Origin of the sequence: Leptospira alexanderi serovar Manhao 3 str. L 60, from assembly GCF_000243815.2 — a bacterium.
Classification (GTDB): domain Bacteria; phylum Spirochaetota; class Leptospiria; order Leptospirales; family Leptospiraceae; genus Leptospira; species Leptospira alexanderi.
In genome coordinates, this window is the sequence record NZ_AHMT02000005.1 from 1 (window position 1) to 12500 (window position 12500).

A 12500-nucleotide genomic window follows, 5' to 3' on the forward strand; every position below is an offset into this window, starting at 1 on the left:
AAATGCAACTAACCCACTTAATAGATTAACAGCCCAATTGAAAAAGCTTCGATGTCTAGTATGTTGAATCTGACAGATATTTTTGAGTTCATCATTTACTGCTTCAATGATAGCTCTTTTTCTTAAAAGTAATTTATCAACTAAGGGCATTCATTTATTTTCATATTCTTTTAAGTTTTGTAATGAGTTGAATTCCCTTTTCATAAAGACTTTCAAACAAAGATTGACTGATATAACCTCTATCTCCGAAAAGTTTATCGTGAATATTCTTAACAAGTGGAAAAATCACTTTCGAATTCCTGTCGTCGACGTTTCCAGGAGTAATCATAAATGATAATATTTCACCTTGATCATTTACGATTAAATGCAATTTAAAGCCGTAAAACCAGCCTGTGCTTGATTTCCCTCGTTGTGCAGTATCTTTAAATACTTTATGAGAATGGATTCTTCTGTTGTCGCATACTCCAAAGAATCGTAGAATCAATGAACGATATTCCGGAACATTTTCCCAGACAAGAATTTGATAGAAAGGAAGCTATGACAGATAACGCGTTAGGCATCAGTTCAACAAAACGATTGTAACTTACCGCTTTTGGAAATTCCGATTTTAAATTCTTTTTTATTTCTATCAGATAATAATTTTTAAATTCTCTATAATGAGAAAGATGAAAACAGACAACAATCGTTGCTACTTCACTCAGGCTTAACTGAAATTTTCGGTTTCTTTTTCGAACCACCGGACAAAAGTATTTTCACGTTCCAGTTTATTTTTTGTTGTGTACAATAATCGTCTATGGCACAAAATATCTCTGTCAGATCCATATTTAACCCTTTTCTTGCTGGAAATTTAGTTCAATATGTGATCTGGCGCTTTTCTGTACAAGATTTTTCTCTTTTTTCCTCCTTAGGCCGAACTCACGTTACTTACATACCGATCAACGGGAAATGGATTTATCTATTTGCGATCAAAGATCTTTTCAATCGAGAGATCATTGGTTGGGAATTGGGTTCGACATTGGAAACGGAACATCTCTTGAAGGCCTTTGAGAAAGCTCTTTCTCGTAGGAGATATCCAAAAGAAGTCATATTTCATTCCGATAGAGGAGTTCAATATGCAAGCGATGACTTTAGAAAAGTATTAAATACGAATGAGTTCGTCCAGAGTATGAGTAGAAAAGGCAACTGCTATGACAATGCTCCGATGGAATCGTTCTTTAAAACTTTGAAAGTTGAGGAGGTTTACAGAAGGAAATTCAACACAATAAGGGAGGCACAATATTTTCTGTTTGACTATATCGAAAGATATTACAACAGAAAGAGAAGACACTCGGCTTTAGGCTATCTTACACCAGTCGAGTTCAGAGAAAGAATTACTGCATGACCATGTCCGTTTTTTCGGGGGAAGTCCAGTATGCTTTTCCTGAAAGTTTAGATGTTGTCTCAAGCGTTTGTCCATTCATTGTTTCTGAAATATATTCAATACAAACTTCATCTTGACTTAAGCCATCTAAATTACTTTCAATTTCAATCTGCCGGGTAGAGACCTTCGGAAATTGAAGGCATCCATATAGAGTTAAAAGAGTCAATAATAAGAATTCAATTATACTAATATTATTAATTCGCACTATACTGTCTCCCATTTTCTGCTTCTTTACCAACAATTCTTTCTATAATTAAGCTTGGCAGCAGTAAAAACTAAACTTGCCACGGTCACGCCTTCTGCACCTTCGAACACTAAGAGCCGGTCTCAAAACTGCTTGTACTGAGAAAGCATAATAATATCAATGTGAAATGGACAAATATTATTCAGAGATACCCGATGCCCTTTGGCAAAAAATCGCATCTTTTATCCCTAAAGAAAAGGTCAATCCCCAAGGAGGGCGCGCGTTGTGGGTTTCACAGAGGATTTGTCGTATTTCCGACAGATTTGTCTTGAGATCCAAGTACTTGTGGGTAAGGTTATGCGCTCTTACGGATCGCGTTTCATGGCAAAATCGTTCCGTCGTCCGCTATCTTAGGTCCCTTGCCTGGAAAATCTTCCTTAGTTAATTTTTTCATCAGATGAATCGTTTTCTTTTCGGGATCGAACTCCGGAATCGAAGCCGAGTCGAGTTGTAAGGGAATAACCTTACCTTTTACGAACTTGCCTTGAACATCCACTTCCACTTCGAGAACAAGAGAATAACCGACGATTCCTTTGGAAGAAAGAGCCCTATAACCCATAAAGTTACCGAGAGAATAAGCGATCAACCTTCCCTTATACAATTCCATCGCACGCACCAAATGAGGACCATGACCGATCACCAAGTCCGCACCCGCATCAATCAGAGAATGACTAAACTCGACTAAGTTTCCTCTGTATTCTCCGTAAAAACGTTCCATCTGATTTTTAACGTGAAGAGCCGGACCACCTTCCGCTCCACCGTGAAATGAAATAAAAACGAGTTGAGCCTTTTTCTTCGCCTCTTTTACGAGAGCAACACCCGCTCCGATTTCGTTCACGTTATTATGCGACTTCAAATGAGAAAAACCGATCCAAGCCACGGAAATACCTTTCACGTTCATATACGTAATCATTCCCTTTCTACCGGTATAACGAATTCCGGCATCAGAAAGATTTTTCTGAGTGTCTTCGAAACCCTGCACGTGAAAATCCAAAGAATGATTATTAGCAATACTTAAAATATCAAATCCGACCTCCTTTAAAACCTTCGCGTAAGAAGGAGGCGTTCTGAACGCGAAGATCATTTTTCTGGAAGTATCCTTGGAAGTGTTCGGATAATTCGTCAGAGTACTTTCAAAATTTCCGAAAAGAACATCCGCACCCTTGAGATAACTCTCCACCTTTCCGAACAAAAACGATCTCGGATCCTGAATTTTCAAAGGTTGAGGAAAATTCGTTCCCGGAACCATATCTCCCACAGCTTTGATTTTAATTGTGGTATCAGCCTTGGAATCCGCAGGAAGTTTGAACGAAAAAAGAAAGGAAACGAACAGAATGGAAAGAATTACACTTTGTTTCATGTCCTTTCATGAGTTTCAAGAGAAAGCCGCTCGTAAAGTAGAATTTCTATCAAAGGAATCCCGATTCGGTCCGATAGAATAGTAGAATGGAAAAAATCCCCTGCAATACCTGCGGCTCTTCCAAATTTAAACCCCTCTTTTCCAAATCCAATCATAAGAACGAAATTTTTCATATCGTACAGTGTAAATATTGCGCTCTCGTACAGGTAAATCCTCAACCTTCTCCGGAAGAAGTAGCTTCCTATTATTCGGAAGAATATTTTTTAAAACGAAGCGACCGAGGTTATGACAACTATTTTTCGAACGCGATCAGAAACGAAATCTCTAGAGTATTTGAACTCAACTTGAAAGATCTGGATTTTCAGACTTGGGAAAATACCTTACAATTCGAAAAACGTTGTCTTGATGTCGGTTGTGCGGCCGGTTATTTTGTAGACTACATGCAAAGGAGAGGATGGGATTCTCATGGAATGGACATTGCCGAAGCCCCCGTCAAATTTGCCCGCGAAAAATTAAAGCTCAAAGCGGAACAAATCGACTTTTTGGAATGGAAGCCGTCCGAAACGGAAAAGTTCGATCTAATCACTCTCTGGGCTTCCATCGAACATCTTCACAAACCCAAAGAAACATTAGAGAAAATTTATACACACCTCAAACCCGGAGGAAGAATCATCCTCTCCACTTGTAGATGGGGAACTCTCGCTAAACTGCAAGGTCCTTTTTGGAGATACTTGAATGTTCCGGAACATCTTTATTATTATTCACTGCCGGGAATCATAAAACTCTGCGATTCTCTCGGATTTCAAAAGAAAAAACATATCACATACGGAAGCGGACTTACAACAAAAAAAGAAGCTTCCTTATTTTATAAAACCCTAAAACACATCGCCGATCCCATGGTAAAGCTCCTGGACCAAGGCGATATGATGGCCCTATGTTTCGGAAAATAAGAAACTCCAAAATAGAAGTGGGATAAAAAAGAAATTTTTTCCGCACAAATCTCGTCAAATTATTTCAGAAAAACCTAAAATACGACCCATAACGTCTGATTCAAAAACAAAACCCCCCATTCAAATCCGGGGAAAGTATACTGTGGCGACTTTATTTTCAAGGCGGAGATTTTAAGTTTTTCTTGCCATTTTAGAGCTGGTAAAGGAAAAGAGTGATCGCAATTTTTAGTTCTGGTGGTATTCGAAGAATCGCCTAAGTTCAAATAGATTGATTCCAATTGAATAAGCGATTTCTAATACTAAACCGCGCTTGAGGTGCTTCCTTTGAAAAATACAATTGAAAAAAATATCGCCTACGGATTGACCGGGATTGTCGTATTGAACTTCATTATGATCGGATCCGCATATTACACATTGAAACAATCCTTGGAACTCAAAAGATGGGAAGTGCATACCCGAGAAGTACTTTTGAACATAGAAGAAACTTTTTCCGCTTTTAACGAAGCTCATGCCGTTTTAAGAGCTTATATTTTATATCTGGACCAAGAACAACTAAACGCTTATTTCAAAAGCAAAAGCCTCGTTTTAGAACGAATTGGAAAACTTCGAAAAAGCATGATTGATAACCCTTACCAACAACAAAGACTCTCTCTCATTGAAACCTACTTGAGCGAAAAGTTTTTCTATATGGACAAATTGGTTTTGATGAGAAAACACGCATCCATGCAACATTACTTGGTGCTGTTTCGTTCCGCACAGGGGAAAGACCTATCGGAAAAAATCAAATCCCTCATTCAAGATATAAAAGCGGAGGAATTTCGACTCTTAGACATACGAAAAAACAATTCGAAAATGCATCTGACGATATCGGTCACTTTGCTTTTCTCCGGAATCACATTGAATCTTTTTTTCATTTTCCTTCAAAACTGGTCTATCTATAAGGAAAGTCAACGCCGTCAAAAAGCGGAAAGCGTATTGGAAGTATCCAATAAAAATCTCAAAACTTATTCGGAGCGATTGGAAAGATCTAATAAGGACTTAGAAGCGTTTTCCTATTCCGTTTCTCATGACCTTCGTTCTCCGATTCGAGGAATATTAGGATTTTCTAAAATTTTACTCGAAGATTACGGAACAGAACTCGGGGAGGAAAGCCGTAGAATCGTCAACATCATCATTCAAAGCTCCGAGAACATGGGAGAACTCATAGACGATCTCCTGGAATATTCAAGATTGGGAAGAAAAGAACCTATATTCTCCATTGTGAATATGCAGATTATGGTAGAAAAGATCTTGGAAGAAATAATGAACTATTATCCGGATATAAAAATGGAAACTATTGTGGGAGATCTTCCTCCTACAAAAGGAGATCCCAGTCTTCTTAAACAACTTTTATTCAATTTGATTTCCAACTCCTTCAAATATTCCAAAAAGAAAGAAAATCCGAAAATCGAAATCGGGTCGTATCAAAACAACGGAGAGACCGTATTTTTTGTAAAAGACAACGGCGCGGGGTTCGATATGAAATACCAACATAAACTATTCAATATCTTTCAGAGGCTACATCACGCAGACCAGTTCGAAGGAACCGGAGTCGGACTTGCCATCGTAAAAAGGGTGATCGAAAGACACAACGGTAAGGTTTGGGGAAATAGCAAATTGAACGAAGGCGCTTGTTTTTATTTTACCCTAGGAGTTGACGACAATCATGTATGATCTTCAGGACCAACCAATCTCGATTTTATACGCGGAAGACAATCCGCAAGACTCCGAACTTACTCTCAGAAGTTTAAAAAGACACAATCTCACAAATCAAGTGAAACTCGTCAGAGACGGCGAAGAAGCCCTGGAATATTTATATGCGACCGGACGTTACGAGAATCGGGACAAAACACAATTACCTTCCCTAATTCTTTTAGATTTGAAGATGCCCAAAGTGGACGGAATCGAAGTGCTTCGAAGAGTAAGAAGCGAGGAATTTACGAAAATGCTTCCCGTAGTTATCCTCACTTCTTCCGCCGAAGAAAAGGACATCGTGGAAAGTTATAGACTCGGAGTGAACAGTTACGTCGTAAAACCTCTCGATTTCGACAAGTTTAGCGAAGTAGCCAGTGAAATAGGATTCTATTGGATTTTAGTAAATCAAGGTATAGGTAAATGATTTTTCAGTCGGATTGTTTGTCGCAAAACAGTTAAAAATAAAAAACAATCCGTAACAATCGAATGGAAAGCCAGTCAAGATATAAACCATCTAAGTTCTTTTTGCTTGTCATTCGCCAGAAGGGTCTATCTATTGATCGGAATTAGGTCCTCAAACGATGAAATTCTATTTTTGGTTCTTTCTACTTTCCGTTCTACAATGTGCCACTTATTCAACATCGAGTTATTCTCAATTTGAACAGGAAAAACTCGTAAACCTAAATAGCGTCTCTTCGAATCAACTCAGTCTTTTGACCACCCGGTATCTGAAAAGCAACGACCTCTACGACAAGTTCGAAAAATATCCCCTAGTGGTAATTTACGATCTGGACAATGATCTGATCACAAATAAGTCTAGAAATCTTGCCTACTATCTTTCCGAACTCTGTTATCTCACGGGAAATTCTTTGGATATGGAAGACTCCCAATTCGCAAAGATGTATGCTTCCGCATTAGTGTATTCGTACACGTACTTGTTCGATAAGAAAGCTTCTCCGGCGCCAGACCCATTCTCCGCGGAATTCAGATTTGCTTTGTTCACTTACAATCGCTCTCTAGCGCAACTGGTACGTTACGCAAAAAAAAATAGGAAGTTGGCCGCCGTTACCGACTTAAATCTTCCTTTGATTCGAGGAACCTTACAGATGTCGAGCGCGGAAGTGGAAACAGCTTGGAGTCCTCAAAATTTTCTGCAAATCGAAGTTACTTACGACTATCGTGTCAAAGGTTTTTCCAATCATATCAGCAAGTACGGAATCGGAACTCCGGTGATTCTCAACCGTAATTTTCCGGAAAAAGAATCCCAAGAAAGAATCAAATACGAATTCATCAACGGAGTCGGACAGGCTTATCCCGCAACCGCATTCGTAAGCTTGGAGGAATCGTATTTAGGAAACAGGGACCTTATGAACTTACGCGCTAAAATTCATGTCTATGATCCAGTTTTCCGAGATCAAATCACGTTAGACGGAATAGACCTACCCATGGAAAGCGATACGACCACTCCCCTCGCTTATATGCTAACGATTGCACAACAAAAAGACAATTTACTGGCAATCTTTGACGGAGAAACGGGTATGTCCAGAAAGGGACTCTATCTCGTTTATCCCTATCATAAGGATAAAATTCCGGTTGTGTTTCTTCACGGTTTGGCGTCTTCACCTTTCATTTGGTTTCCGATGATAAACGAACTCCTTTCCGATCCGGAAATTAAGGCGAAATACCAATTCTGGGTATATTGGTATCCCACGGTAAATCCGATCCTTTTTTCCGCGGCGGACTTTAGAGATACTTTATACGATCTGAGAAAGACCTATGACCCGAACAACGAACACAAAAGTTTCGATCAAACCATTTTAGTCGGCCACAGTATGGGCGGATTGATTGTAAAATTAGCCGTGACACATAGTAACAAAGAACAATGGATGGACGCAGCCAAGATTCCCTATTCCGTGTTCGACATGATAAACGAAGAAACCAAAAAAGAAATCAGCAGATTGGTCGACTTCGATCCGGTACCTTTCGTAAAAAGAGCGATCTTCATCGCCACTCCACATAAAGGATCGAATTTAGCGGAAGGAATTTTAGGTTCGATCGCAAGATTTCTTTTTATAATTCCGAAAGAAGTAATCAAAAAATTCGAAGAAGGTTACAAATTCTTAAACCCTAACTACAAAGAAGGAGATATAGTTCCAAAAGTGTACGGAGTCGACGGACTTGCACCCAAAAGCCTTTTTATGAAAGTAACGAGAGATTACAAACCGCAAGTGAAGTTCCATTCCATTATCGGAAATTCTAAACTCGCCGACCTGGATTGGATCAGCGATACGGTCGTTCCGTATGAAAGTTCTCATCTGGAAAACTCGGAATCGGAAACGCTGATTCAGTCGGAACATTCGGTGCAAAATTATCCTCCCACTTTTTTAGAAGTAAAAAGAATTTTAAAAGAATACACCCCATAAAACGATGTTTTAGCTCGTAAAATTGATACTTTGTTTTCGAGGTATGTTTCGGATACTATTGCTCCCAAAAACTTGGCGGCGTTAAAACCGTACAAAGACAATAGAGTTGTTGAAAAATTCCATAGCTCAGATACACAAAACTGCTTCAATCGTCCATTTCAATGAAATGGAAACAGACTCAAGAATTAATTTTTCAACAACTCTAATATTTTTCAGTCGTTAAAAAACGATTTGTTCGAACTTCATCGCGCACCGACAAAGTATATTTTCAGGCAAGATGTATACAAACAAAGACTTAACTTTCAAAACCCGATCAATTTTTAACACATTCACTTTTAAGAATATTATTTTTTTCTTAATTCTTCAGCCTTATCAATGCTCCTCTGTCGGTTTTCGAGCATCGCTTTTTCCACTTTCAGCCGAGCCTCTTCAAAACCCTTTTCACTCAAATCTCTAGGGATATAAATCGGCTCTCCGTACGAAACCACAAAAGTAGTAAACGGTTTCGGAATTTTATGTTTGTCCCAGGCTCTTTCGGCAACCCATTGACGAGTACATTCATAATGAAACGGAACGATCGGAACTTGAGAAATCTGAGCGGAAGCGATCAAACCGGGTTGTACGACTAACGCCGGACCTCTAGGGCCATCGGGTGTAATCGCCGCGGGAAGATTTTTTTTAAGATGAGTAATCAATGCTTTGAGAGCTTTGGAGCCCCCCTTAGAAGAACTTCCTCGAACGCTGCAATTGCCGAATCGATGAACAACCCGATTGATAAAGTCTCCGTCTTTGGATTCGGAAATGAGAACGGCCACTCCTAAGTTTTGGTTGAGATAAGGAGAATATAAAACATTCGTATGCCAAGCGGAAAGGATATAAGGTTTTTTTTCCCTACGAATTTTCTCGATACTTTCGTTTCCGATATTGATTCTTCGAGAAGTAAACCCGATCAGTTTCTGCAGATTGACTACAAGAAACGGAATGAACCAAATTAAAAACTTTCTTTTAAGAGACTGCTTTTCGTTTTTATGAGTGACAGAACGTTCTTCCATGTAAGCACGAGATTTTTCCGAATTTGGAAATTCATCATCTCTTTTTTTGGTTTATAATTTAGGGAGGGAACTCTCGCGTTTTATACAAAGAAGAAAATTCTTTCTCCCTAGGAAATAAAATCAATATACCTGCGAAAAAGATTCCCATTCCAATCCAATGAACAGAGGATGCCGTTACGAAATAAAAGACGCCGTTGATAACATAACCTGCGTCCAGAAAGATCACGGAAAAAATTTTAGACTGAGAATAAAATACGAATTTCTCTTTCGGTCCCAAATTATCCGGAATCATTTTCTTTTTAGCAAAAAATAAAGGAATATACCAAGAGATCGGTAAAAGGAAAACCGTGATTCCCAAAATAATTCCGCTACTATCCCCGGAAAAACTTCCGTTCGGACTTGTAAAAAACACAAAAACGCCACCGAACAGAACCAAACCGATTAACAGAGCGGAATAAATGATCTTCAGGTTTTTCATCGTGTCCGGAAATATAGTTCTATCTTGTTATCTGTCAAGTTTTTACAAAAAAATCCCCGAAAGAAGCTTTCATCGAATCGAATACAAGATAGAAATCAAATTCGAATTTTAAATTCAGATTTTTCTATTTTTCTTTCGAATATTCCACCACAAGAAAATCGGAAATATAAAATTTAAAGAATTCAAAAATTCTGTGGACTTTAAGTAAGAACTTTTGTACAGAGTTTGAAACAAAAATAGGTCTTAAACAATGGAATCCAATTTACTGACAAAGATATTTCTTCCGGCCGCGTTAGGTATCATCATGCTCGGAATGGGAATGACTCTCACCATAGCCGACTTCAAACGAATTTTCGTCCTTCCCAAAGCGGTGCTCACGGGGTTAACATTGCAACTTCTGCTTTTGCCGATCACCGGATGGCTGATCGCAAGCGTCTCCGGACTTTCGGGAGAACTTTCCGTAGGTCTGATTCTTTTGGCGATCTGCCCAGGAGGAGCGACTTCCAATCTTATCACTCATCTTGCAAAAGGAGACGTTGCCCTTTCTATAACGTTAACCGCAATCACAAGTTGCATCACCGTTCTTTCGATCCCCTTCCTTTTAAATATGTCCATGCACCATTTTCTCGGAGCCGGACAAATAATCGAACTCAACATTCCTCAGACGATTCTTCAAATCTTTCTGATCACCGTATTACCGGTGTCGATCGGGATGATTCTCAATTCGAAAAAACCGGAATTTTCCCGAAAGTTCGAAAAAACGATAAAAGTTCTTTCCGGAATTTTTCTGATCCTAATCATCACAGGTGCCATTGTTCGTGAAAGGCAAAACATCGTACCATTTTTTATCCAGGTGGGTCCCGCTTCCTTGGCCCTCAATCTAATTACGATGATATTGGGTTATCTGGGAGCGACTCTGATGAAGGTCACACATTCCCAAAGGACTTCCATCACGATCGAAGTGGGAATTCAAAACGGAACCTTGGGAATTGCGATCGCAAGTACAATTCTAAACAATCCGGCAATGGCGATTCCGTCTGCAATTTACAGCTTGATTATGTTTGCCACGGGAGGGCTTTTTTCGATCTGGATGCATAGAATTCCGAATCAAACTTGATCATAGATCAAAAATCCGGAAAGACACTCGTCAAAGTCGCACTTCTGTCTTTCTTCGTAATTCAAATTCACTGTACGACGATCGGATTCCACAGAGGCGCGATTCGGAAAAAAATCGATTTTGGTAATAAAGAAACTCTCAGACTCCGCATGACGTAAAAGTTTCCAACGAAGAATTAACCGAACTCGTCTCCGCCTGGAATCAAGAATTAGAATATTATAAAATAACTATTCACTTAAGCGACGTCAACGTCCGGGTTGGATGGCGATCATGGATCAGATTTTTTTAACGGATCTGCCCGACCAATACGACCGACTTCTTGCAGTTGCCGGAGGAAAATTAAGCGACACGGCTTTCGAACTCGTTGGAATCGGCTTTGCATTTTTCAAAATTCCGAGCTTTCAGATTTTCGGGGCTGTAGAAACGAAAACCGAAACGAGAGGATTCATTTTAGGTCAAATCAGAACGATTTCCCATTGGTTATCCGAAAGGAGTCAAAAAAACTCTCATTCACTCTTCTGGGATGCAAACATTCCTTCTTTTTGAGCAATTGTTATGTTCAGATCCAAAAAGTCAAAGAATGGAAACAAAAAAATCGGGAAGCGGGAATCTCTTTCTTTTTCCGTTGACGAGGAAGAAAAAATCTTCTTAAAAAACACTTGGGAATAAGAGATGGATTTATGGAATCCTCCGAATCCAAATGGAAACCCTTTTGGGGAATCTCTCTCGTATTAACGGGAGCTGTTTTCTTTTCTGCAAAGGCGATCTTTGTCAAATTAGTCTATCGATACAATATCGATTCGACCACGGCACTCGCACTCAGAATGTTATTTGCAATTCCGTTTTTCGCTTGGATCGCCTACCGTTCCGGAAATACGAACAAGAACTTCGTAAATCTCACAAAAAAAGACTGGGGCTTAATTTTGGTTCTCAGCTTTTTAGGTTATTACCTCGCGAGTCTATTCGACTTTATAGGTTTGGAATATATCTCGGCGGGTCTGGAAAGAATTACCTTATTCGTATATCCTACGATTGTCCTCATTATCGGTTCTATTCTTTTCAAAAGGAAAATCAAAAGAGCGGAAATATTTGCAATCCTTCTTACATATTCCGGAATCGTGGTCGCATTCATAGGAGACATTCAGGCCGAAGGACCAAATGCAACGAAAGGTGTGCTATTCGTACTCGGATCGGCGATCGCTTACGCTTTATACCTCGTAGGAAGCGAATCATTGATCCCGAAACTCGGTTCGGTTCGATTCACTTCCTATCTAATGCTTTTATCCGGTTCGATCGTAATAATTCATTTTCTTATCACTCGCCACCCTGCCTCTCTGATCCAGCCCACTAACGTATATTTATACGGACTGGCTCTCGGAGTTTTAACGACCGTAATTCCCGCTTATTTCACCACGGAAGGAATTCGAATGATCGGTTCCGGAAAAGCGGCAATTGTGGGTTCTGTGGGCCCGATGTCTACGATTTTACTTGCCTGGATATTTCTCGGAGAACCGGTCACTTTTTCCGGACTTGTAGGAACCATCCTCGTTTTAACGGGAGCTCTTTGGATCGGTGGAAAAAAACCGGAACCAAAAACCGAAGGTAATTCTTAAAAAACAAAGAAGACGTAGATTAAAACAACCCTACCATTTTTCAGAACGCTTGCGTTCCTATATTTCTCTTCAATTACAGTTGGTGAAAGTCAAATTGATTTTGAAGCTT

Annotated in this window: 12 protein-coding genes and 1 pseudogene; 8 read left to right on the forward strand and 5 right to left on the reverse strand. The window is 39.5% G+C overall.

Features of this window, described 5'->3' with window-relative positions; all coding sequences use genetic code 11:
• Positions 1-822, reverse strand: a pseudogene (locus LEP1GSC062_RS20775) (IS982 family transposase); the annotation flags it as partial.
• Here LEP1GSC062_RS20775 and LEP1GSC062_RS01420 point away from each other — a divergent pair.
• On the forward strand, positions 794-1381 hold the full coding sequence (locus tag LEP1GSC062_RS01420) for an IS3 family transposase (RefSeq protein ID WP_020983252.1): 588 nt from the start codon (positions 794-796) through the stop codon (positions 1379-1381). The pseudogene LEP1GSC062_RS20775 and the gene LEP1GSC062_RS01420 overlap by 29 nt on opposite strands.
• Here the strand turns inward: LEP1GSC062_RS01420 and LEP1GSC062_RS01425 are convergent.
• Both LEP1GSC062_RS01425 and LEP1GSC062_RS01430 read right to left on the reverse strand, forming a co-directional pair.
• Positions 1371-1640: a hypothetical protein gene (locus LEP1GSC062_RS01425; protein WP_139357306.1), complete on the reverse strand. Its 270-nt coding sequence runs from the start codon at positions 1638-1640 to the stop codon at positions 1371-1373. The genes LEP1GSC062_RS01420 and LEP1GSC062_RS01425 overlap by 11 nt on opposite strands.
• Positions 1641-1983: 343 nt before the next feature.
• Positions 1984-3024, reverse strand: a complete 1041-nt coding sequence (locus LEP1GSC062_RS01430) for a CapA family protein (RefSeq protein WP_010576411.1) — start codon at positions 3022-3024, stop codon at positions 1984-1986.
• An 86-nt stretch (positions 3025-3110) separates the two neighbouring features.
• On the opposite strand from LEP1GSC062_RS01430, the gene LEP1GSC062_RS01435 reads away from it, so the two are divergent.
• From LEP1GSC062_RS01435 to LEP1GSC062_RS01455, 4 genes are all read left to right on the forward strand, one after another.
• Positions 3111-3974: a class I SAM-dependent methyltransferase gene (locus tag LEP1GSC062_RS01435; RefSeq protein WP_020983218.1), complete on the forward strand. Its 864-nt coding sequence runs from the start codon at positions 3111-3113 to the stop codon at positions 3972-3974.
• A 315-nt stretch (positions 3975-4289) separates the two neighbouring features.
• A complete protein-coding gene (locus LEP1GSC062_RS01445; RefSeq protein WP_010576414.1) occupies positions 4290-5687 on the forward strand; it encodes a sensor histidine kinase in 1398 nt (465 codons plus the stop codon).
• Entirely contained in the window at positions 5680-6132 is a 453-nt protein-coding gene (locus LEP1GSC062_RS01450) for a response regulator (RefSeq protein ID WP_010576415.1), read from the forward strand. The genes LEP1GSC062_RS01445 and LEP1GSC062_RS01450 overlap by 8 nt, the downstream gene beginning before the upstream one ends.
• Before the next feature lie 157 nt (positions 6133-6289).
• Positions 6290-8131: an esterase/lipase family protein gene (locus tag LEP1GSC062_RS01455; RefSeq protein WP_010576416.1), complete on the forward strand. Its 1842-nt coding sequence runs from the start codon at positions 6290-6292 to the stop codon at positions 8129-8131.
• Between the two features lie 344 nt (positions 8132-8475).
• On the opposite strand, the gene LEP1GSC062_RS01460 is transcribed toward LEP1GSC062_RS01455, so the two are convergent.
• Positions 8476-9183, reverse strand: a complete 708-nt coding sequence (locus LEP1GSC062_RS01460) for a lysophospholipid acyltransferase family protein (RefSeq protein WP_020983312.1) — start codon at positions 9181-9183, stop codon at positions 8476-8478.
• Positions 9184-9241: 58 nt separating this feature from the next.
• On the reverse strand, positions 9242-9661 hold the full coding sequence (locus tag LEP1GSC062_RS01465; RefSeq protein WP_010576418.1) for a hypothetical protein: 420 nt from the start codon (positions 9659-9661) through the stop codon (positions 9242-9244).
• Between the two features lie 250 nt (positions 9662-9911).
• Here LEP1GSC062_RS01465 and LEP1GSC062_RS01475 point away from each other — a divergent pair, with 250 nt between their 5' ends.
• From LEP1GSC062_RS01475 to LEP1GSC062_RS01485, 3 genes are all read left to right on the forward strand, one after another.
• Positions 9912-10778, forward strand: a complete 867-nt coding sequence (locus LEP1GSC062_RS01475; RefSeq protein ID WP_010576419.1) for a bile acid:sodium symporter family protein — start codon at positions 9912-9914, stop codon at positions 10776-10778.
• A gap of 270 nt (positions 10779-11048) precedes the next feature.
• Entirely contained in the window at positions 11049-11324 is a 276-nt protein-coding gene (locus tag LEP1GSC062_RS24460) for a hypothetical protein (protein ID WP_244265074.1), read from the forward strand.
• A gap of 134 nt (positions 11325-11458) precedes the next feature.
• Complete coding sequence (locus LEP1GSC062_RS01485) at positions 11459-12391, forward strand: DMT family transporter (protein ID WP_020983268.1); 933 nt, start codon at positions 11459-11461, stop codon at positions 12389-12391.
• Positions 12392-12500 lie beyond the last annotated feature (109 nt).

Excerpts from the sequence above, each read along its gene's own strand:
- LEP1GSC062_RS01485 (WP_020983268.1), top strand. The coding sequence starts at position 11,459 with ATGGAATCCTCCGAATCCAAATGGAAACCCTTTTGGGGAATCTCTCTC.
- LEP1GSC062_RS24460 (WP_244265074.1), top strand. The coding sequence starts at position 11,049 with ATGGATCAGATTTTTTTAACGGATCTGCCCGACCAATACGACCGACTT.
- LEP1GSC062_RS01425 (WP_139357306.1), bottom strand. The coding sequence starts at position 1,640 with ATGGGAGACAGTATAGTGCGAATTAATAATATTAGTATAATTGAATTC.
- LEP1GSC062_RS01430 (WP_010576411.1), bottom strand. The coding sequence starts at position 3,024 with ATGAAACAAAGTGTAATTCTTTCCATTCTGTTCGTTTCCTTTCTTTTT.
- LEP1GSC062_RS01455 (WP_010576416.1), top strand. The coding sequence starts at position 6,290 with ATGAAATTCTATTTTTGGTTCTTTCTACTTTCCGTTCTACAATGTGCC.
- LEP1GSC062_RS01435 (WP_020983218.1), top strand. The coding sequence starts at position 3,111 with ATGGAAAAAATCCCCTGCAATACCTGCGGCTCTTCCAAATTTAAACCC.
- LEP1GSC062_RS01450 (WP_010576415.1), top strand. The coding sequence starts at position 5,680 with ATGTATGATCTTCAGGACCAACCAATCTCGATTTTATACGCGGAAGAC.
- LEP1GSC062_RS01475 (WP_010576419.1), top strand. The coding sequence starts at position 9,912 with ATGGAATCCAATTTACTGACAAAGATATTTCTTCCGGCCGCGTTAGGT.
- LEP1GSC062_RS01460 (WP_020983312.1), bottom strand. The coding sequence starts at position 9,183 with ATGGAAGAACGTTCTGTCACTCATAAAAACGAAAAGCAGTCTCTTAAA.
- LEP1GSC062_RS01465 (WP_010576418.1), bottom strand. The coding sequence starts at position 9,661 with ATGAAAAACCTGAAGATCATTTATTCCGCTCTGTTAATCGGTTTGGTT.
- LEP1GSC062_RS01420 (WP_020983252.1), top strand. The coding sequence starts at position 794 with ATGGCACAAAATATCTCTGTCAGATCCATATTTAACCCTTTTCTTGCT.